The sequence below is a fragment of the Chitinophaga pollutisoli genome (assembly GCF_038396755.1).
GTDB classification, from domain to species: Bacteria; Bacteroidota; Bacteroidia; order Chitinophagales; family Chitinophagaceae; genus Chitinophaga; species Chitinophaga pollutisoli.
Map to the genome: position 1 here is coordinate 5,204,988 of NZ_CP149822.1, position 17,696 is coordinate 5,222,683.

20 protein-coding genes are annotated in these 17,696 nt (G+C 49.8%); 19 read left to right on the plus strand and 1 reads right to left on the minus strand.

Annotation, left to right across the window (positions count from 1 at the left end; genetic code table 11):
* Nucleotides 1-686: 686 nt before the first annotated feature.
* The 11 genes from WJU16_RS26190 to WJU16_RS22255 all read left to right on the plus strand — a co-directional run bounded on the left by WJU16_RS26190 (nt 687) and on the right by WJU16_RS22255 (nt 9,850).
* Nucleotides 687-932: a helix-turn-helix domain-containing protein gene (locus WJU16_RS26190; protein WP_394344733.1), complete on the plus strand. Its 246-nt coding sequence runs from the start codon at nt 687-689 to the stop codon at nt 930-932.
* Between the two features lie 2 nt (nt 933-934).
* Complete coding sequence (locus WJU16_RS22210) at nt 935-1,168, plus strand: hypothetical protein (RefSeq protein ID WP_126247863.1); 234 nt, start codon at nt 935-937, stop codon at nt 1,166-1,168.
* Between the two features lie 29 nt (nt 1,169-1,197).
* Nucleotides 1,198-1,407, plus strand: coding sequence for a hypothetical protein (locus WJU16_RS22215; RefSeq protein ID WP_126247865.1), 210 nt, complete (start codon nt 1,198-1,200; stop codon nt 1,405-1,407).
* A gap of 172 nt (nt 1,408-1,579) precedes the next feature.
* A complete protein-coding gene (gene mobC, locus WJU16_RS22220; protein WP_164714348.1) occupies nt 1,580-2,002 on the plus strand; it encodes a plasmid mobilization relaxosome protein MobC in 423 nt (140 codons plus the stop codon).
* Entirely contained in the window at nt 1,969-2,883 is a 915-nt protein-coding gene (locus tag WJU16_RS22225; RefSeq protein ID WP_341835590.1) for a relaxase/mobilization nuclease domain-containing protein, read from the plus strand. The genes mobC (WJU16_RS22220) and WJU16_RS22225 overlap by 34 nt, the downstream gene beginning before the upstream one ends.
* 303 nt (nt 2,884-3,186) lie before the next feature.
* Entirely contained in the window at nt 3,187-5,199 is a 2,013-nt protein-coding gene (mobC, locus tag WJU16_RS22230; RefSeq protein WP_126247872.1) for a conjugal transfer protein MobC, read from the plus strand.
* A gap of 26 nt (nt 5,200-5,225) precedes the next feature.
* Nucleotides 5,226-6,035, plus strand: a complete 810-nt coding sequence (locus WJU16_RS22235) for a hypothetical protein (RefSeq protein WP_126247874.1) — start codon at nt 5,226-5,228, stop codon at nt 6,033-6,035.
* Between the two features lie 214 nt (nt 6,036-6,249).
* Nucleotides 6,250-6,897 (plus strand): Crp/Fnr family transcriptional regulator, encoded by a 648-nt coding sequence (locus tag WJU16_RS22240; protein ID WP_126247876.1) that lies wholly within the window; start codon nt 6,250-6,252, stop codon nt 6,895-6,897.
* A gap of 64 nt (nt 6,898-6,961) precedes the next feature.
* A complete protein-coding gene (locus tag WJU16_RS22245; RefSeq protein ID WP_341835591.1) occupies nt 6,962-8,392 on the plus strand; it encodes a hypothetical protein in 1,431 nt (476 codons plus the stop codon).
* Nucleotides 8,393-8,404: 12 nt separating this feature from the next.
* Nucleotides 8,405-8,860 (plus strand): hypothetical protein, encoded by a 456-nt coding sequence (locus tag WJU16_RS22250; RefSeq protein ID WP_126247880.1) that lies wholly within the window; start codon nt 8,405-8,407, stop codon nt 8,858-8,860.
* A 123-nt stretch (nt 8,861-8,983) separates the two neighbouring features.
* Nucleotides 8,984-9,850 (plus strand): RteC domain-containing protein, encoded by an 867-nt coding sequence (locus tag WJU16_RS22255; RefSeq protein WP_126247882.1) that lies wholly within the window; start codon nt 8,984-8,986, stop codon nt 9,848-9,850.
* A 2-nt stretch (nt 9,851-9,852) separates the two neighbouring features.
* Here the strand turns inward: WJU16_RS22255 and WJU16_RS22260 are convergent, their stop codons facing one another.
* Nucleotides 9,853-10,647 carry a hypothetical protein gene (locus WJU16_RS22260; RefSeq protein WP_341835592.1) on the minus strand — a complete coding sequence of 265 codons (795 nt, stop codon included), beginning with the start codon at nt 10,645-10,647 and terminating at the stop codon, nt 9,853-9,855.
* A gap of 148 nt (nt 10,648-10,795) precedes the next feature.
* Between WJU16_RS22260 and WJU16_RS22265 the strand changes: the two genes are divergently transcribed.
* The 8 genes from WJU16_RS22265 to traJ all read left to right on the plus strand — a co-directional run bounded on the left by WJU16_RS22265 (nt 10,796) and on the right by traJ (nt 17,691).
* Nucleotides 10,796-11,308 carry a hypothetical protein gene (locus WJU16_RS22265; RefSeq protein ID WP_126247886.1) on the plus strand — a complete coding sequence of 171 codons (513 nt, stop codon included), beginning with the start codon at nt 10,796-10,798 and terminating at the stop codon, nt 11,306-11,308.
* 112 nt (nt 11,309-11,420) lie between these two features.
* Nucleotides 11,421-11,744: a DUF4134 domain-containing protein gene (locus tag WJU16_RS22270; protein WP_126247888.1), complete on the plus strand. Its 324-nt coding sequence runs from the start codon at nt 11,421-11,423 to the stop codon at nt 11,742-11,744.
* A 10-nt stretch (nt 11,745-11,754) separates the two neighbouring features.
* On the plus strand, nt 11,755-12,090 hold the full coding sequence (locus WJU16_RS22275) for a DUF4133 domain-containing protein (RefSeq protein ID WP_126247890.1): 336 nt from the start codon (nt 11,755-11,757) through the stop codon (nt 12,088-12,090).
* Entirely contained in the window at nt 12,077-14,539 is a 2,463-nt protein-coding gene (locus tag WJU16_RS22280) for a TraG family conjugative transposon ATPase (RefSeq protein WP_126247892.1), read from the plus strand. Before WJU16_RS22275 ends, WJU16_RS22280 begins: the two co-directional genes overlap by 14 nt.
* Before the next feature lies 1 nt (nt 14,540).
* Entirely contained in the window at nt 14,541-15,212 is a 672-nt protein-coding gene (locus WJU16_RS22285; RefSeq protein WP_126247894.1) for a conjugal transfer protein TraI, read from the plus strand.
* Between the two features lie 5 nt (nt 15,213-15,217).
* Nucleotides 15,218-15,664 carry a hypothetical protein gene (locus WJU16_RS22290; protein WP_341835593.1) on the plus strand — a complete coding sequence of 149 codons (447 nt, stop codon included), beginning with the start codon at nt 15,218-15,220 and terminating at the stop codon, nt 15,662-15,664.
* A 187-nt stretch (nt 15,665-15,851) separates the two neighbouring features.
* Complete coding sequence (locus WJU16_RS22295; protein ID WP_126247899.1) at nt 15,852-16,478, plus strand: TerB family tellurite resistance protein; 627 nt, start codon at nt 15,852-15,854, stop codon at nt 16,476-16,478.
* Nucleotides 16,479-16,485: 7 nt separating this feature from the next.
* Nucleotides 16,486-17,691: a conjugative transposon protein TraJ gene (traJ, locus tag WJU16_RS22300; protein ID WP_126247901.1), complete on the plus strand. Its 1,206-nt coding sequence runs from the start codon at nt 16,486-16,488 to the stop codon at nt 17,689-17,691.
* Nucleotides 17,692-17,696 lie beyond the last annotated feature (5 nt).

Consider the following 17,696-nt stretch of genomic DNA (forward strand, 5'->3'; position numbering starts at 1 on the left):
TACAGGCTGGACAATATGGGCGATCTGGTTATATGGGTTTAGCTAAACAACTGCTCTTCCTGGTGCTTGTAAGATCCGGGATACAACAGGATTATTTTGGTTCCGAGATTTAGTTTCGTCTGCCAATATAACAAAAGCTGCTGAATTGGTTGATGTTTCTACACCGTCCCTTCATTTTATTGAACGCAACTTTGTGGAGTCATATCTTCGATTTATAGCATGAACGCAAGGGACATTGTTTCTACATTGTCCCGTTTAACTGAATCTAACTTATTCTTCATACATGGGTTAAGGGACGAATGCAACATGGGATAAGCGGGACGATGTTTCTACATCGTCCATTCAGAAAAAATTGCCAACAGTTGAAAAATATCATAAGTAAACGGGGAGCTTTTTTCAATTCTCCCCTTCTGTATAGTTTCATAAATGCCTGATTTTTTGGAGTGAAACCGATCCATTTATTACAAGCCTTTGGCCGGCTCGCCCGGTCGAAGTTTTTTTCCAAACTAGGAAAGTGACTATGAAAGTCCGCTTCCCCACGGCAATACTTTTGGGAAAACGCTGTGAAAATGGACAGATCACAGAAAGAGCCAGCGAGCAGCCGCAGGGCGATATACAGAGATCAATTGGTAACGCTCGGAGATCTCCAGCAGTTCCAGGAGGAATTGGTGCAGGCGTTGCGCCGAATGCTTACTGAAAAGAGCGGGGCTCCACCAGCCGGAAGAAGCTGGGTAAAGACCCAACAGGTATGCAGACTGTTGGATTGCTCTCCCGGTACTTTGCTCAACCTTCGGGCAAACGGCACCCTTCCATTCACGAAAATCGGTGGAACCATTTTCTACAATGCGGATGAAATCAACAAGGTATTGCAGGACCGGCGCCAGCATTTTCATCGGAATTCAGTTCCGCTGAAGGGTGCCAAAAAGGCATAAGTATGAGTAAGAGAAACCCTGACGGCGTTCCGCCGCGCTTCGAGCATGTGCTGATTTACTTTCAGCAAAAGGGATTGCCCGACAAGGAAGCCCGAGACTTTTTCCTCTTCTATGAGGCAAAGAACTGGTGTAATACCCGTGGCGAAACCTACCTCCGATGGAAAGGGATCGCCCACAAGTGGATCGTCGGCGTGTTCGTGATGCAGCCTTCGCTGTATAACCGGCGTCTCAACTGATTCGCTTTTATATATAAAAACAGATGCTTATGTGGGTAGTACGGAAATTTCCGGAGGCTTGGGGCATCTACGATGAAGACACCGGGTTCGCTCGCATTCTCGACGAAGCCGAGATCGAACTGATTGCCGGTGAATTTCCCCAATTGAAAGATGATATGGTCAAGATGATCCTGGTGGTGGAAATCACCTCCATTGTCACCGGGCTGAGGCAACAGGAACCGCCTTTTGAAGATTCCTAGCATCCCCGCGGAGCACATCTTCCGCCGTCTTTCACTCAATTACATGAGCCGCCTTCCACAGAAAGGGGTGAATGTATCTCCCTGCCTTCGCGGCAGGGAGCAAGATGTATTGTTGTAGACAACAATGGCTTTGCCTGCGCGGCAAAGCGGTGCTGTCGCTAAATATTTTACCGTGGCAAGAAAGAAAACTCCAGAAGAAATTGCACTCGTTCACCGCGTTGAAACGCGGGTTACATCCGCGAAGTTCGAGGAACTCCAGTTGCTACTTTGCCGTTCCGAGCATAACGAAATGGCCGGGCTGATCCGCGACATTCTTCACAACCGCGTCATCAGGACAATCACTTATGATCGGAGCCTCGATACCGTGATGGAGGAGCTTGCGGCCCTTCGCGGAGAAATCCGTGCCATCGGCGTGAATATAAATCAGATAACAAAACATTTCAATACATACCCTGAACCACAGCGGAAGGCTTTTTACGCCAGAACAGCCTTAGACCGGTACGAAAAAATCGAACCCAAGATCGACCGGCTTCTGGAACTCGTCACGCATATCGCTAAAGTATGGTTGCCAAAATATCCTGCGGCAGGTCGATAAAGTCTGCTTTGCATTACAACGAATCGAAGTTGGCCGAGGGAAAGGCGACGTTGATCCTTTCTTCCCGCTTCGGATGCGATGCAGACGATTTGGCAGTCTGGCAGAAACTCGCCCGGTTCGATTCACTCATCAAAAGAAATAAAAAGGTGAAAACAAACACCGTTCATATCTCACTCAACTTTGCTCCTGGCGAACAACTGGTGCTTGGTACGCTCCAGTATCTCGCCGCCGATTACATGCAGCGGATCGGTTTCGCGGACCAGCCATTTCTGGTTTATCAGCATCACGATGCGGGGCATCCGCATATCCATATCGTTACAACGAATATCCGAACAGATGGTAAAGCAATCAGCCTTCATAACATCGGACGGGAGAAATCGGAGCCCGCCAGGAAGGCACTGGAGCAAATCTATGGCCTGGTTGTGGCCGAAGGTCGCCGCCAACGGGTCGATCTCCCTGCGGTTATGACACCAGTAACATACGGCAAAGCCGAGACTAAAGCTGCTATTTCCAATATCGTCCGAGAAATAACCTCCACTTTCCGATACGCCTCACTAGAGGAACTGAATGCCGTTTTGAGGTACTACAATGTAATTGCAGACCCCGGATTACCTGGGAGCCGATGCTGGAGCCATCGGGGGCTGACCTTTTCGATTGTGGACAGCGAGGGCGGTAAAGTTGGTATTCCTATCGCGGCGAGTAGCATTTACGGCCGGCCAGTGCTTGCCGCGCTTGAAAAAAGATGGACGCAAACCGCGTATTGGGAATGCAGAAGCGGCGCCGGTTGCGTCAGGCGGTTGAGAAGGTTTTGGCTTCAGGATCACCTGGAGCTGCCCGTAGATTCCTGGAGCGCGCCAGCATTACCTGCCACCAGGCCGTAAGCGGCGGCAGCCCTGATCTATTCCTGATCGACCACCTTAATCGTACTGTGATCTCAGTTCGTGGAGAGGGTTTTCGGGTTCCGGAAATCGCCCATGCCCTACGGCTGGATGCCGATGGGTCGACAGCCATCACACTGTTGGCCCAAGCCCCAGCGGCAGCAGACTTTCTCTTTATCGACTCCGCAAAGCTCCTCCATGAGCTGACTACAGATACACATCCGCAAGGAGAATACCTACCGTCGGAACTGCTGAAGAGGAAAAAGAGGCGGCGGAAGCAATGACACATATTCAATATGGAGTAACATGCAAAACGGAGAAAATACACAAGCACTTCGATCAATTCTCGACTTCCTGCGCCTTGGATCGGTCGTAGTAATGCTTATCCATTTTTACGCATCCTGCTTCCCGCTCTTTGCCGGGAGTGGCCTTTCTGTCGATATTCTCGACAGGTTTGTATATGACCTGTGCCACCGCTTGCCGTTCCTCAGCACGCCAATGGCATCAAAGTCATCGGCGCTCTTGCTGTTGGCCGTTAGCATGTTAGGGTCAAAAGGGCGAAAAGACGAGAAGATGAGAATCCCGCCGGTAGTCATAGCTTTATCGGTAGGTCTGCTGCTGCTATATTCTTCCACGGCGATGCTCCACCTGCAGAACGGCCACAACTGGGTCTTACGGGCATACATATTTGTATCTTCCGTTGCCTTCCTGACCGTATTGTACTCCGGTTCCAGGCTGAGCAGATATCTCCGCCTACGTTTTCAGGATGACATTTTTAACGAGAAGAGTGAATCGTTCCCCCAATGCGAAGAGCTTCACGAAAATGAATTTTCGGTGAACCTGCCGGCCCGGTATCAGTTTCGCGGGAAAATGCGCTCCAGCTTCATCAATTTACTTTGCGTTTTCCGGGGTACGTTGATCCTGGGCTCTCCTGGTAGTGGGAAAACCTATTTTTTCTTTTCTGAAATCATCCGGCAACATTTGATGAAGGGCTTTTGCATGTTTGTCTTCGATTTCAAGTTTCCAACTCTCAGCCAGATGGCGTACAATTATCTTCGGGAATACGCTGGAAATTTCTCTGTAAATCCGCAATTCGTTGTTATCAATTTCGACGACCTCAACCGAACGCATCGGGTCAATGCCCTACCGCCGGACCTTATGCCGGATATTACTGATGCCACCGAAAGTAGCCGCACATTCATGCTGGCATTGAATAAGGAGTGGGCAAAAAAAAGCGATTTTTTCGTCGAATCGGCCATTACATTTTGCACAGCCTTGTTTTGGTTTCTGAAAAAGTACGAAGGTGGACGCTACTGCACGCTTCCTCACGCCATTGAGCTTTCGCAGATCGAGTATACCAAGCTGTTCCCAGTGCTGGCTATCGAGCCAGAAATATCCGTGTTAATCAATCCATTCATCAGCGCGCTGAAGCGGGGAGCAAATGAACAATTGGAAGGCCAGATCGCCTCCGCGAAAATCGCAATCGCGCGTCTGGCATCGCCATCGTTATATTATGTTCTCAGCGGGAACGATTTTGATCTTGATTTGAATAACCCGAAAGCGCCGAAAGTAATTTGCGCGGGAAGCAATCCCGCGAAGAGGCAGATATACGGCGCGGTGCTTTCCCTATACGTGGAAAGGATGCTGAAACTGGTGAACCAGGAAGGAAAAGCCAAGTCCTCCCTCATTTTCGATGAATTTCCGACAATTTATGTTCCGAATATCGACGCATTGATCGCCACGGCCCGCAGCAACAAAGTGGCGACCACGCTGGGCGTGCAGGATATGTCGCAGCTTGTTCAGAACTATGGAAAGGAGAATGCCGACGTCATCATGAACATCGCGGGGAACATCGTCAGCGGCCAGGTCATGGGCGACAGCGCCCGCCAATTGTCTGATCGTATTGGGAAAATCATGCAGGAACGGGAGTCTATTTCGATCAATTCATCGGAAACTTCCCTGAGCCGGAGCACGCAGTTGGAAACTGCCGTCCCCCCTTCAAAAATCGCAATGCTGAGCAGCGGCCAGTTTGTCGGCCTCATTGCCGATGAGCCCAGCCATCCAATTAAGTTGAAGGCTTTTCATGCCGAAGTGGCGAAGGACCATAACGCCGCCCGCGCGCGGGAAAAGACCCAGGTGCCGATTCCGGCTATTCGAGACGTGTCAAAGGCCGATGTTGATGCCAATTTCCGACGAATAAAGCAGGATGTGCACAACTTGATCGAACGGGAAATGGAAAAGATCAAAAGCAGCCCTGAGTATCAGGCAATGCAGGCCGCGGTGGCGGATTCCGGAAAGAAATCGTCGGTTAGTATGTAGTTATTTCATAACATAAAACTTGCATCATGGTAGAAAAGAATTATTCTTATCTGGTGGATGAAATCCTGCCAAAGCTAGGATTTAACGAGATCTTCAATGATAAGCTGCGAGCCGCTATGAAAGTGGGTATTGAGCCCATCGAATTGAAAGCGGCCGAAACGCGGAAGGTGGGAGAATTTACCTACAATATCGTTTTGGAAAAGAATCGCGGTGAGAACCTGGCACCCGATCAGGAGCCGTTTTATTTTGCCAATCGAATTGAGGTTTCATTCAAAAAGAATGGAGAGGAGAATATCCGTGAACACACATTTGGCCTTTATAAGCAGAGAGGCCATTCCCGTGAACAGATACGCAATTTGATGAATGGTAATTATGTGCATAATACCTATCGTAAGGGCGACGAGATCGTTGGTCGTTGGCAGGGAATTAATTTCAATAAGCCGAAGGAAGACGGAACGTTTGAACTGCGATCTATTTATGACCGTACTATTCAATGGAACGTTACGAAGGAGCTTTCTAACCTCCCGCATATCAACTCTCTCACCCAGGAAATGAAGGAGGACATGCTACGGTCGCTTTACAACGGTGATAATGTTGCGGTAAGTTTAAAGATCAATGGAAATCGGGAACAACTCTATATCCGCGCGAATCCCCGCACAACTTCACTGGATATCTTCAACGCGGATGGGCAGAAGATCACTTTACCTTCCAAGAACTCACTCCAGCTTGTGTCCGATGACATTTCCGAAAAGAAGGACCTGAGCGAAGCAGTGAGCATTGCGATGGATGCTGGTGCTGCGATAGATCTCAGTCAAGGGCAAAAGAAGAAGCGCTGATTAATTTTGTTTTTTGGGTTGCCGGCCGTTTATATAATGGCCGGCATTTTTATATTGAATTATAACAAGTTACCCTTGGAATAATTGAAAAAAGTGAATATATTCACTATGTAATCGGAAATCAGATATCAGATATTAAATATTTAGATAATCCAATAGCATTTAAGACAAATACGCTTCAGGAAACCATTATTCACCCATTAATTCTTTATTGATGAACCCTTGGCGTTACTTAGCAGCAAAGGGGGACGTCGAAGAAATCCCGTTTGAGATCGTGGGACCGATGTTCTCCGAAATGTTCCAACTTTTCAAGGCGCTGCATCCCCAAATTTCAGAATCCCTTATGCAGGAAATCCATGACAGGTGCCGCCCCGTCCGATTTAAGAAAAAGTCGTTGATCCTCGATTACGGCGAAACCTGCGGTCATGTATTTTTCGCCGCGCGTGGACTTGTCCGTGCCATCTTCCAGCGTGAAGGAATGGAACAGACGTGCTGGTTCATGGGCGAAGGCGATATCGTCATCGCTGTCGAGAGTTTCTATTCTCAACAACCAAGTCTTGAAAGACTGGTAGCGATGGAGGACACCGACTGCATTGCCCTGTCCTGGGACGACTTGCAGGTGATTTATCAAAAGCATGTGGATTTCAACATCATCGGAAGAAAGCTCACTGAGCTGTATTACCGACAGGCTATTGAAAGGACTAAATGGGTCTGCCTGTCAGCGAAGGAGCGTTATGATGCATTGTTCAAAGACTATCCGAAATTCCTGAATCGCGTGCCGGACGTGGCTCTTGCATCATATTTAGGTATAGGTAAGTCTTATTTGAGTAAGATCCGGGCTGATGTTCACTTTCAAAAATGATGCAAAATGACAACAAAATAGTCATTTCACGTCCATAGCTTTGTTAGTATAAACCAAAATTGCTATGAAACCATATCACACCTACCCCGTGCGGCAAGTGATTTTTGCCGTAGCAGCTATTCTTTTCCTTATCGGTTGCTCAAAAACCGATTCCACAGTAGAAAAACAGAAACCCAGTCATCTTTTTACGAACCTACCGGCCACGGCTGACGAGCGACTGGTTCCATTTACAGATTCACTTTTGGTATCGGAAGATGCCCGGCCCTGGATGGATAGCGTTATCGCTGCCATTGGCTCTCCTGCCTGGGAGCACGCAGCCTTTGGGGTTCAGTCCGGTGCCCCTTCTGTTATGTTACCTCTTATCAATTCCAACGAAAAGCGGGTTACCGGCTTGCTGGTAATGGTAAAGGGTGACCGCTTCCGCTTTCGGGTTATTGATTCCCGAAGGCCGGAACGATATGGATATAATAACGGAAGGAACGCCGCGAATGCCCGTACAATATTCATTGCTGCCGATTTATTCAACCAGCGCGCATTTCCGGATGCCGAGCCCGCAGCCATCGGTGAATGCATGATGACCCGCACCGAGCGACAGCACTTTGAAAGCGCACGTAAGTCCGGTGGTTCCTTTACGCCGATGGTAAAGGCTGCTGGATATGCCATGTCGATCACCTGCTACACAACAATGGCCTGTACTGGCGATGGGCGCGGCAATTGTATCGGTAATATCGTCTACAGTACAGACTGCATTTACAACTACATATGGGTAGAAGATTCTGGCTGGGGAAGCAGTGGCCCAGGTGGTGAAGGCGGCTACGGCGGCGGCGGAATTGGTGGCGGCGGCGGAGGATCAGTAGGCCCGGGCAACGGATCAACGAACCCCTGCGGTGGGAGCTCGACCCCTCCGGGTCAAAACACCGGGCCGCTCGCCGTGCTTCCTCCTACAAAGCCGATCGTAGACGTAAAGAAATATGTTCGCTGTTTTGATCGTACCGGAGCGGCTAAACTCACCCTATACGCCGACCAGCCACAGGCAGGCAGCGATGAGCCGTTTACCGTGAAGGGGAAAGTCGGTCATTCTTATATTACCATTGAACAAAATTTCGGTGGGCAGATCGTGCGGCGTACCCTTGGTTTTCATCCTTTTGAAGCCGTGTCGCCGTTTTTCGCGAAAGAGGGCCAAAGCCAGCTAGGCGATGACTCCGACGCCAGTTATGACGTGAGGCTGGATGTAAATATCTCCGGCGAGGCGTTAGCAAAAGTGCTTTCCATAATTGAGAGTTTTAATCCTCAATACCATCTGGAAAATTATAATTGTACTAATTTTGTTCTGGACGTATCCGATGCCTGCGGTTTGAAAATTCCACGAACAAAGGCATGGTGGCTCGTAGGATCAGGATTGAATCCTGGTAGTTTTGGCGAGGATTTAAAAAAGGTGCCCGGAGCCGTTTCAGGACGGGGCCGCTCGGACGATAACACAGGAGAATGTAACTAAACCATATTTTTTATGAAAACCGTGAAGTTTCTTATCATTTTTAGTTTGATTACCTTCCACGCATTTGCAGTTACCCAGCCTTCGCGTGACCAGGCGATCATTAAGAAGTTCCTTACTTACATCGCAGGCCCGAGGTGGCATATCGATACCGTAGTGTCAAAGTATGTGGTTTTTTATGCGGAAGAATCAAAAGTCGCTTCCAGAGCGACCAGGAAGATGTACCTCAGCATGGCGGTGGCCGATTTGGTGGAACAGGTCAAAAGGGTCAAAATCGATGATCTGAAGATCATACCATATAACGATGTTGATGAAAAACTACAAATAATGACCCTCGGACCCGATTATCGCCAAAGGTCGTATGTTGTGACTGATCCATCAGGTAAGTTTGTACGGTACTTTTTGCTGAAAGACGACCAAATCGAATCATTTGTATTGTTTCAGGGAAAAGCCTATCTATTATTGAACTGATATAATAACTACCATACCTTACGCTGCTTTAATCGCAGCTGCGAGGGGGAAGTATCACCCCAACCTGGGCAATGATGCTTCCCCTTTTTCGTGCCCCTATGTTTCATTTTAAAATGATTCAAAATGCTGACCGCTTCTGATGATCTGCTGCGCGAATTGCAGACCAAGATCAATATATTATCTCGTGACCCATCGGTATCGTTGGCCCGCACTGAAAAGATCCTGGTTTATATTAATCAAGCACTCATTTCCCTCAAAGAATTGGTAAGATTACACACGTTCACCAGCACCGACGAGGAAATCCGGTTTTTTAAGGATATTAACCCGGAATTTTATGCGCTGTGGATTTATTATAGTACAGTTTATTCGATTCAATGCCACACTTTCCCTGGCTCATCGAAGAGCCGGGTGAAATACCTTGAGCATGAAATAAAAAAGATCGATGATTTTTTCTTTCATCACCTTGATTTTTATAAATATTACAGAAGTGGAAAAACGCATCGCGATCAGGAGTTCTTTCTCCGTAACCCGAAAATGGAGGAGTTTTATACCGATACTTATGCAGCGGTGATCGACAGGCAGCAGTGTACACCGCATTCACTTAAAATAGCAATTGTTTTGGCGAATGAGCGGTTAAGGGTTTATGTAAATGACGCTATTGAAGAGGAACTTTCCGGAAATTCTCAGCAGGTGAAGTCGGATGGCGTTGCCCCGCTTCAATGGACTGAATCAAAAACCAGCTTGATCGAGATCATTTATGCATTCTATGCAGCGAAGGTATTCAATAACGGGGATGCGACGGTCGAAGCGATTACACGGTATTGCGAAAAGGTGTTTTATATTGAGTTGAAAGCCCATACAATTACGTTCCAGGAAATCCTTCGCAGAAAGAAAGGACTAGCCTCAGCCTTGGAATGGATTAAAAGTAAGTATTTGCTATATATTGATGCAGTAGAGGAAAGAAACCGAATACGGAGAAATAAAAGGTAACATCACTTCATCAAAAAATCTCTTTTTAGTTTCGCCAAGAAAACACTTCTGTTGTGCACATTTTGATTATGCTTTAATTGTTGTCTCCTTTGATATCTATTTAGTTCGGGAAATGCTTTTTTTGTCCGCGAAAAAAGCCGTCTAAAAGTTTCCACGCTTTTTTCCTTTGGCCTTCTATTAATTTCTTCAACGACCAAATCGAAAATCATCTCAGCAGTAAGAAATGCATATAAATAGGTTTCATTATTGATGTTAAGTGCGTCAAGGGCCTTTCCAAGATCGTGTGTTTCTAACAAAAGGTCGTAAAAACCACTGAAGTCTCGCGTGAAGTTTTCGTTTCTAATAATATCCTTTGGACCTATGAATCCCCAATACGGTGCAGTCTGCTGAATGTCAGTTAACTTGTACATGTATGCCCCCTGACAAGTCGCCAAAGAAATGATTAACCCATTCTTCAATGCCCGGTTCATTTCCCTGAAAATTCCCGCCAGCTCTTCCCATAAAACTACTTCTCCATTTCCTAATTCTAAACCTTTTCGACCTCCATGTATTTCCATGTGCAAAATGGGAGATACTGTTCCGGCTATTACTTGCGCTTTTATGGCATATAGTTCTTGGAAGAATTCGTTTTTAGTCTGAATGGAAATGTAATGTGCCCGCGTGCCGTTGCGCTCACAACGTCTTCTAATTATGTCATTGAAAAGCTCTTTTCCGGTTTCTGGTTCATTTGGAAGAAGCGACTGAATTACTATTACGGAATCATACTTAAAGTTGTACCGTACGGTTATGTCATCCATCGGATTTTTTGTTTTTGAAGATAACTATTCCAAAGATGGTGAAAAATTCAAAATAAAATTACCCAACTAGGATTTAGACTATGAAAAATGAGCTTTAGTGGATCGCACATTTGCCTTACAATTTATTTCATAATCAAAATACAATTGTATGGCATCTATCAATTTTTCACCGGTACTGCTCGCCCTGCTTCTCTCGGGCATTACATATGTCCTGGTTTATCTTTTTTTCATCAGGGCAAAAGCGTTCAGTAAGAAAGAAATTCCCGTACCAGTCGTTCAGACGGCTGGCTTCAGGGAGCCCCTGGCACCTTCATTTAGCAATCGCTTTCCAACTTCCAGCTACGAGCCTCAAGATCCCGAAATCGATTTTACAGAAGAAGATAACTCCGGCGAATTGGAACTGGTGGAGGACGATTCAAGTATTCTCCTGAAGGAAGCTGAAGCAGTAATCGATCATATCGCTGCCGTTATCGGCAACATCGCCAGCCATCCCGCCAATCCTGCTGAAGTGTTCACGAAGATACGGGCTATCGTAAGCCAATACGGTATTTTCCAGAATACCGAGTTCTACGATGCCATTAACCGATATGTGGCTGTATCTGTAGAGCGCGACCTGGCATTACGTTTTACGGAAGCGGAACTGGCGGAACTGTGGTCGTAGGCCACATGGTCAAATTAACTTTCCCATCATAGCCCTGCCTGCCGATCAACGGTTCTCCGCCGGCGACGGGCCCCCACAGGCAGGGCATCCTCACCTCCCAAATTTCCAATTCATGAAATTACTCAATTCATACGGGCAGAAAGCCCGCTGGCAGGCTATTGCCATCGTTCTCTTATCTGCGAGCATTTCCGCTAATGCCCAAGATGGTGTTGCCGGTATCGAACAAGCAAATGACATGGTCCGTGAATACTTCGACACTGGAATAACCCTGCTTTATGCCATCGGCGCCGTACTTGGGCTGGTAGGCGCCGTAAAGGTCTATACCCGATGGAGCCAAGGCGATACGGAAACGACGAAGCTGGCCGCGAGTTGGTTCGGTGCCTGCATTTTCCTGGTCGTTGTGGCTACGGTATTGAAGAGCTTTTTCGGCGTGTAAATCTTTACCGATGGCAACAGTATATCAAATAAACAAAGGCGTCAACCGCAGCATCGAGTTTCGGGGTATAAAGGCGCAGTATCTGCTCTTTCTCGCAGTGGGCATGGTTCTCCTGCTGCTGCTTTGTGCAATTGCCTTCATCGCAGGAATACCGGCAATACCGGTTGTCGTAGCCGTAGTGGTTGCAGGATATGGGCTGTTGGTTGCGGTTCAACGGTATAGCAAGCGGTACGGCGAGCATGGCCTAGCAAAGAAGCTCGCTCAATCCCGTTTGCCGCAGCATATCACGACGTCCTCGCGTAGTGTCTTCACCTCCTTCAATTCACGCAAGTATGAAAAAGAGTAAAACGCTGGAGAGCGTGTTCCCTATTCATAAAATCGAAAAGGATTTTCTCATTGCTAAATCCGGCAGCGTTTCCATAGCTTTTTCGGTCGTGCTGCCGGAGATATTCACGATGTCTTCCGCTGACTATGAGGCGCTCCATGCCGCTTTTGTGAAGGCGATACGCGTACTGCCGGAACATACTATCGTTCATAAGCAAGACTGGTACTTAGAGGAAGGTTTCAAGCCATCCGCCTCGGCTGACTCTTTCCTTATGGACGCCAGCGACCGGCATTTTTCGGAAAGACCCTTTCTGCGCCATGAATGTTACATTTTTCTCAGCACGGTGCCACCGGCCTTATTGAACCCAGCGCCGACGGCAGGCGTCTTGTTTCGCACGTCTCCTGTTGCCCGGGAGCTGCTGGACGACCGGCGCTTCGAGGTATTTGCCGAAAAGGCCAGCCAGTTCGCCGCCGTTCTGCAAGACAGCGGTTTCCTGGAGCTGCGGAGGCTGGACGGTGATGTCCTGGCCAGTTCTCCTAATCGTGCAGGCCTGCTCGAAAGATATTGCTATCAATTGGCTGAAGACCAAATGCCGGTATTGGCCGATTTCAATACTGGTGGGGAATTGGGCGTAGCGGGACACTCCCTGCACATTTTTTCCCTTGCAGATCCTGATGACCTGCCTTCCCTGTGCGGCCCCCGCCTGAATTACGAAAAGTACAGCACCGAGCGTACCCCGTTCTCCATCGGTTTCGGTGCGCCGTTAGGCCTGTTGCTGCATTGCAATCATATCGTCAACCAGTACATCATTGTCGGTGACGCGGCGGGGACCCTCCGCCACTTGGAAGCAAAACGGAAACGTTTGCAATCACTTTCGGCCTATTCACGTGAAAACGCCATCAGCCGTGACGCGACGAGCGCATTCCTCAATGAAGCCATCGGTCAGGGCCGATTGCCAGTGAAAGCCCACTTGAATGTGATTGCCTGGCACGATGACCCGGCGAAGAGCAGGGAACTCCGGAACATGGTGTCCTCCGCAATGGCCGCGCTGGATGGTAAAGCAAAGCTGGAGACGGCGGCGGCGGCGTGCTTGTTTTGGGCTGGCATCCCGGGAAACGGGGCGGAACTACCATCCACGGCGAGATTTGACACGTTTGCCGAGCAGGCTGTGTGTTTTTTCAACGTCGAAACGAACTACCGGACTTCCCTCGCCGCGCAGGGCATTCGGTTCGGCGACCGTTTGACAGGGCGACCCCTTCAGGTCGATTTATTCTATGAACCCTTCGACCGGGGGCTTATTCAGAACCGGAATATTTTCCTTTGCGGGCCGTCCGGCTCCGGAAAGTCGTTTGCCACCAACCACATCCTGCGTAGCTGCAATGAATGCGGCGACCACATCCTTGTCGTGGACGTAGGGCACTCATATAAGGGACTTTGCGACCTCGTAGGTGGGTACTACTTTACGTTCAGCGAAAAGAATCCCATATCCTTCAACCCGTTTTTCGTTCCAGATAACCAACTGGATACGGAGAAACGCGAGGCGATAAAGTCATTGCTGCTGGCTTTGTGGAAGAAGGACGACGAGGCGTATTCCAGGAGTGAATACATTTCCCTGTCCAACGCGCTGCAGAGCTACTTCGACAAGCTGAAGGCCGATCCTGGCGTCTTTCCGTGTTTCAATACGTTTTACGACTACCTCCGCGATGTCTTTGTCCCGGAACTGCGCCAGCAGGGCGTGAAAGACAAGCATTTCGACATTGACAATTTCCTATACGTGCTCCGGCCATACTACACCGGCGGAGAATATGATTACCTGTTAAATGCGACGGAGAACCTGGACTTGCTCCATACCAATTTCATCGTGTACGAGCTGGACGCGATCCGTGACCATCCCATCCTGCTGCCAGCCGTAACCTTGACGCTCGCCGAGAATTTTCTCAACAAGATGCGGCGCCTGAAGGGTGTGCGTAAGATCATCCTGATCGAAGAAGCATGGAAAGCAATTGCCCGTGCCGGAATGGCGGAATACATCCGCTATCTGTTCAAAACCGTCCGGAAGTTCTATGGTACGGCGGCCGTTGTCACCCAAGAGATCGACGATATCATTTCCAGCCCGATAATCAAGGACACCATTATCGCTAACAGCGACATCAAAATCCTGCTCGACCAAAGTAAATACGCGAACAAGTTCCAGGCAGTTCAGGATGCCCTGGGCCTGACAGACCGGGACCGGAGCCTGATCTTGTCTATGAACAAGGCAAACGATCCGCACCTGAAGTACAAAGAAATTTTCATCAGCCTGGGCGCTTACAGCAAGGTGTACCGGACGGAAGTCTCCCTCGAAGAATACCTGTGCTACACCACCGAGGAACGGGAAAAGCTGCTGGTGCAACAATATGCGGCGCGGTATGGCTCCATCAGGCGTGGCATTTCCCGGCTTGCCGCCGACATACGTTCAAAAAAGATATGATATGAAACGGAAGATTTTTATCACACTCGCCCTCCTGGTCGTCCTGACCGGAGTTCCCGTCAGCCGTACGTATGCGATTTGGCCCGTTGTTACCGCCGTGGTAAAGAAGGTGATCCGTGCGATGGATTTGCAAATCCAGCGGCTCCAGAACCGGACGATCGCCCTTCAAAATGCCCAAAAGGCGCTGGAGAACATCATGGCGAAGCTGCGGTTGGAGGAGATCGGCCAGTGGACGGAGCGGCAGCGGGTGTTGTACCAGGACTACTTCGCCGAGCTGTGGAAGGTAAAATCCGTCATTGCCTACTACCGGCGCGTGGCTGAGATCGTCCAGCGGCAACGCGTGCTGGTGGAAGAATACCGCCGGGCATTTACCGTCATCCGGGAGGACCGACATTTTAATGCAGCTGAGGTTGACCAGCTTCACGCGCTGTATTCCGGCATCCTTGCTGAAAGCCTAAATAACGTGGAAGACGTGCTGAATGTGGTCAATGCCTTCACCGTGCGGATGAGTGATGCTGACCGGCTGAAGATCATAAGTGAGGCTGCGGACCGAATGGAAGGGCATGTCGTCGCGCTGCGCCGGGTAACGCATCGAGCCGCCGGCCTCAGCCTCCAGCGTGCCCGGAGCGCAAAAGAGGCAAACAGGATAAAGGGCTTATACGGAATAAAATGACGCTCATGTACCGGAAAACTATTCTCATCCTCCTTTTGATGGTTCTCGCCGGGAATGTGCGGGCCCAACTGGCCGCTGAATGGCTTCGCCAAAACCAGACACAGCGGAGGTATCTGGCAATACAGATCGCCGCGCTTCAGCAATACCTGTCCTTGGCCCGCCAAGGGTATCAGGCTGTCAGTGGCGGGCTTCAGGTTGTCGGCCAGATCAAGCGCGGCGATTTCGATATCAATTCCGCATTCTTTTCATCGTTGCAACACGTCAGCCCCTTCATTCGGAGGCATCAGAAAGTGCTGAACCTTGCCGGCAGCTATGCATCTCTGTTTGAACATTGCCGGCGTATGCGTACCCGATGGGAAACTATCGAAGGCTTTCCCACCTGGAAACGCAGCATCCTGGTGGACGCATATCTCCAGTTCTCCGACGATCTCGCCCGCGACCTGCTTTTTTAACTGATCTCCTGACGGACGGCCGCTATGAATTGAACGACGCGGAGCGGCTGGAGCAGGTCAGGCACCTGGTTGCCCGGCAGGAATTGCGGCGGGCACGCATTCGGCAGCTTTCCGATGATTTCGAGCGTTCAGCGGCGGCCGCGGTCAGTAACAGCCGTGAACACCTTCACTTCAAAACCTTGTTGCCATGAAAAGCGCCGCTATTCTTTTGTTCCTTGTGCTGATGGGGTTTCGCCCAGCGGGCGCCCAATCCCATGATGTAATTCAACTGGGGCTCAACATCGAGAAGTTAAATCAGTTCCGCCAGATATTGGCTGATATGCGCCGCGCCTACACAGTGCTCAGCCGCGGTTACAATGCTGTCCGCGACCTGTCCCAGGGGAATTTTAAGCTACATGAACTGTTTTTGGATGGCCTGATGGCGGTCAGCCCCGGCGTTGCCCGATATCGGCGCATTCCGGAAATTATCGCGATGCAGCGGATCATCGTCGCGGAGTACCGCACCGCTCTTTCCCGGTTCCGACGAAATGGGATGTTTACTCCTGATGAGCTTTCGGCCATTAAGCGCGTGTACGCCGGCCTCTTTGACAAATCTGTACGGAACCTCGAAGAGCTGGTATTGATCGTGACCGGAGGCAAGTTGCGGATGACCGATGCCGAGCGCATGGCGGCAATTGACCGCGTTTTTGCGTCGGTGCAAAGCGATTTGTCCTCTTTGCGGCAATTCAATCTCAACACCGGCTCCGTGGCTCGCATACGGGTCGGCAGGTTCCAGGAAATAGAACAGCTAACCGGCCGCCAGGCCAGTAAATAGGAAATCCATGAAAAAGTCCTTCCTGTTGGTGCTGCTAATAGCGGCATTGCCCGCCGTTTGTCTTGCCCAGTCGGGCGGAAACGCGGATATCCAGAAACTCCATGATATACTTGACCGGATTTACGACGATATGATCCCGCTTTGCGGCCGCTTGACGACGGTCGCGCGGGGCATAGCCGGCTTCGGCGCCATCTTCTACATCGCAGCCCGCGCTGGCCGGAGTCTGGCGGCGGCGGAACCTATCGATTTTTTCCCGTTGCTGCGCCCTTTCGTGCTCGCTGTGCTGATCGGTATCTATCCGCTGGTGTTGGGCGTTATCAACGGTATTCTTCAGCCAACGGTTGACGCAACGAACGAGCTTGTCACCCAAAGCGACAACGCTGTAAAGGAACTGATGCGTGTGGAATATGAGTTACTCGCGAAAGGAAAGGCGGAATTGCCCCCCGGCAGCCCGGAGACCAGCGACCAGGAAATGCAGGAATACTACAAGTACCTCAACGCTCAAACGGCGGGTGAAGAGAATTCCCGTGGATTCTGGAGCCTGATGTGGGGAAAGGTCGAAGGAACGATCCTTTACTACGTCCAGCTTATTGTGTCGAAGATACTCCAGATCCTTTTCTACGCCGCTGCGCTTTGTATCGACGCCATGCGGACGTTTCACCTGGTCATCCTCGCCATCGTGGGGCCGTTTGTCTTCGCCCTGAGCGTTTACGACGGTTTCCAGCATACGTTGTCCGTCTGGCTTGCCCGGTATATAAACGTATACATGTGGCTTCCCGTTGCCAATCTCTTCGGTGCCATGATCTCCCGTATTCAAGAAAATCTTATCAAGAATGACATTGAAGCCGTGCTCGCTGGCGGAAACAATGCAACGTATAGCTTGACCAGCGTGGCTTACATCGTGTTCCTCGTCGTCGGCATCGTCGGGTATTTCACCGTGCCGTCGATCGCCAACTACATCGTGCACGCCAGTGGCGGCAATGCCCTGTTATCGAAGTTTCAATCTGCGGCGCGCACCGCTGTGGTTGCGGGTACAGGAGGCGCCGGAGCCGCAGCGGGCTCCTCTTCAGCAGCCGGGGCGTCGGCGGCTGGAAGTGCGGCAGCCGACACCGGCGCGTCTGACAAATTGCGTTACCCGATGGCGGATGCCGCAAACTCGGAAGGCTATAACAAGGACGCTGGGCATCAATTCAATCAAATCTCAGGTAAGTAAACTCC

Coding starts and splice junctions, on each gene's coding strand:
- WJU16_RS26190 (WP_394344733.1), top strand. CDS start 687: ATGCTTACTGAAAAGAGCGGGGCTCCACCAGCCGGAAGAAGCTGGGTA.
- WJU16_RS22210 (WP_126247863.1), top strand. CDS start 935: ATGAGTAAGAGAAACCCTGACGGCGTTCCGCCGCGCTTCGAGCATGTG.
- WJU16_RS22215 (WP_126247865.1), top strand. CDS start 1,198: ATGTGGGTAGTACGGAAATTTCCGGAGGCTTGGGGCATCTACGATGAA.
- WJU16_RS22225 (WP_341835590.1), top strand. CDS start 1,969: ATGGTTGCCAAAATATCCTGCGGCAGGTCGATAAAGTCTGCTTTGCAT.
- mobC (WP_126247872.1), top strand. CDS start 3,187: ATGCAAAACGGAGAAAATACACAAGCACTTCGATCAATTCTCGACTTC.
- WJU16_RS22235 (WP_126247874.1), top strand. CDS start 5,226: ATGGTAGAAAAGAATTATTCTTATCTGGTGGATGAAATCCTGCCAAAG.
- WJU16_RS22240 (WP_126247876.1), top strand. CDS start 6,250: ATGAACCCTTGGCGTTACTTAGCAGCAAAGGGGGACGTCGAAGAAATC.
- WJU16_RS22245 (WP_341835591.1), top strand. CDS start 6,962: ATGAAACCATATCACACCTACCCCGTGCGGCAAGTGATTTTTGCCGTA.
- WJU16_RS22250 (WP_126247880.1), top strand. CDS start 8,405: ATGAAAACCGTGAAGTTTCTTATCATTTTTAGTTTGATTACCTTCCAC.
- WJU16_RS22255 (WP_126247882.1), top strand. CDS start 8,984: ATGCTGACCGCTTCTGATGATCTGCTGCGCGAATTGCAGACCAAGATC.
- WJU16_RS22260 (WP_341835592.1), bottom strand. CDS start 10,647: ATGGATGACATAACCGTACGGTACAACTTTAAGTATGATTCCGTAATA.
- WJU16_RS22265 (WP_126247886.1), top strand. CDS start 10,796: ATGGCATCTATCAATTTTTCACCGGTACTGCTCGCCCTGCTTCTCTCG.
- WJU16_RS22270 (WP_126247888.1), top strand. CDS start 11,421: ATGAAATTACTCAATTCATACGGGCAGAAAGCCCGCTGGCAGGCTATT.
- WJU16_RS22275 (WP_126247890.1), top strand. CDS start 11,755: ATGGCAACAGTATATCAAATAAACAAAGGCGTCAACCGCAGCATCGAG.
- WJU16_RS22280 (WP_126247892.1), top strand. CDS start 12,077: ATGAAAAAGAGTAAAACGCTGGAGAGCGTGTTCCCTATTCATAAAATC.
- WJU16_RS22285 (WP_126247894.1), top strand. CDS start 14,541: ATGAAACGGAAGATTTTTATCACACTCGCCCTCCTGGTCGTCCTGACC.
- WJU16_RS22290 (WP_341835593.1), top strand. CDS start 15,218: ATGTACCGGAAAACTATTCTCATCCTCCTTTTGATGGTTCTCGCCGGG.
- WJU16_RS22295 (WP_126247899.1), top strand. CDS start 15,852: ATGAAAAGCGCCGCTATTCTTTTGTTCCTTGTGCTGATGGGGTTTCGC.
- traJ (WP_126247901.1), top strand. CDS start 16,486: ATGAAAAAGTCCTTCCTGTTGGTGCTGCTAATAGCGGCATTGCCCGCC.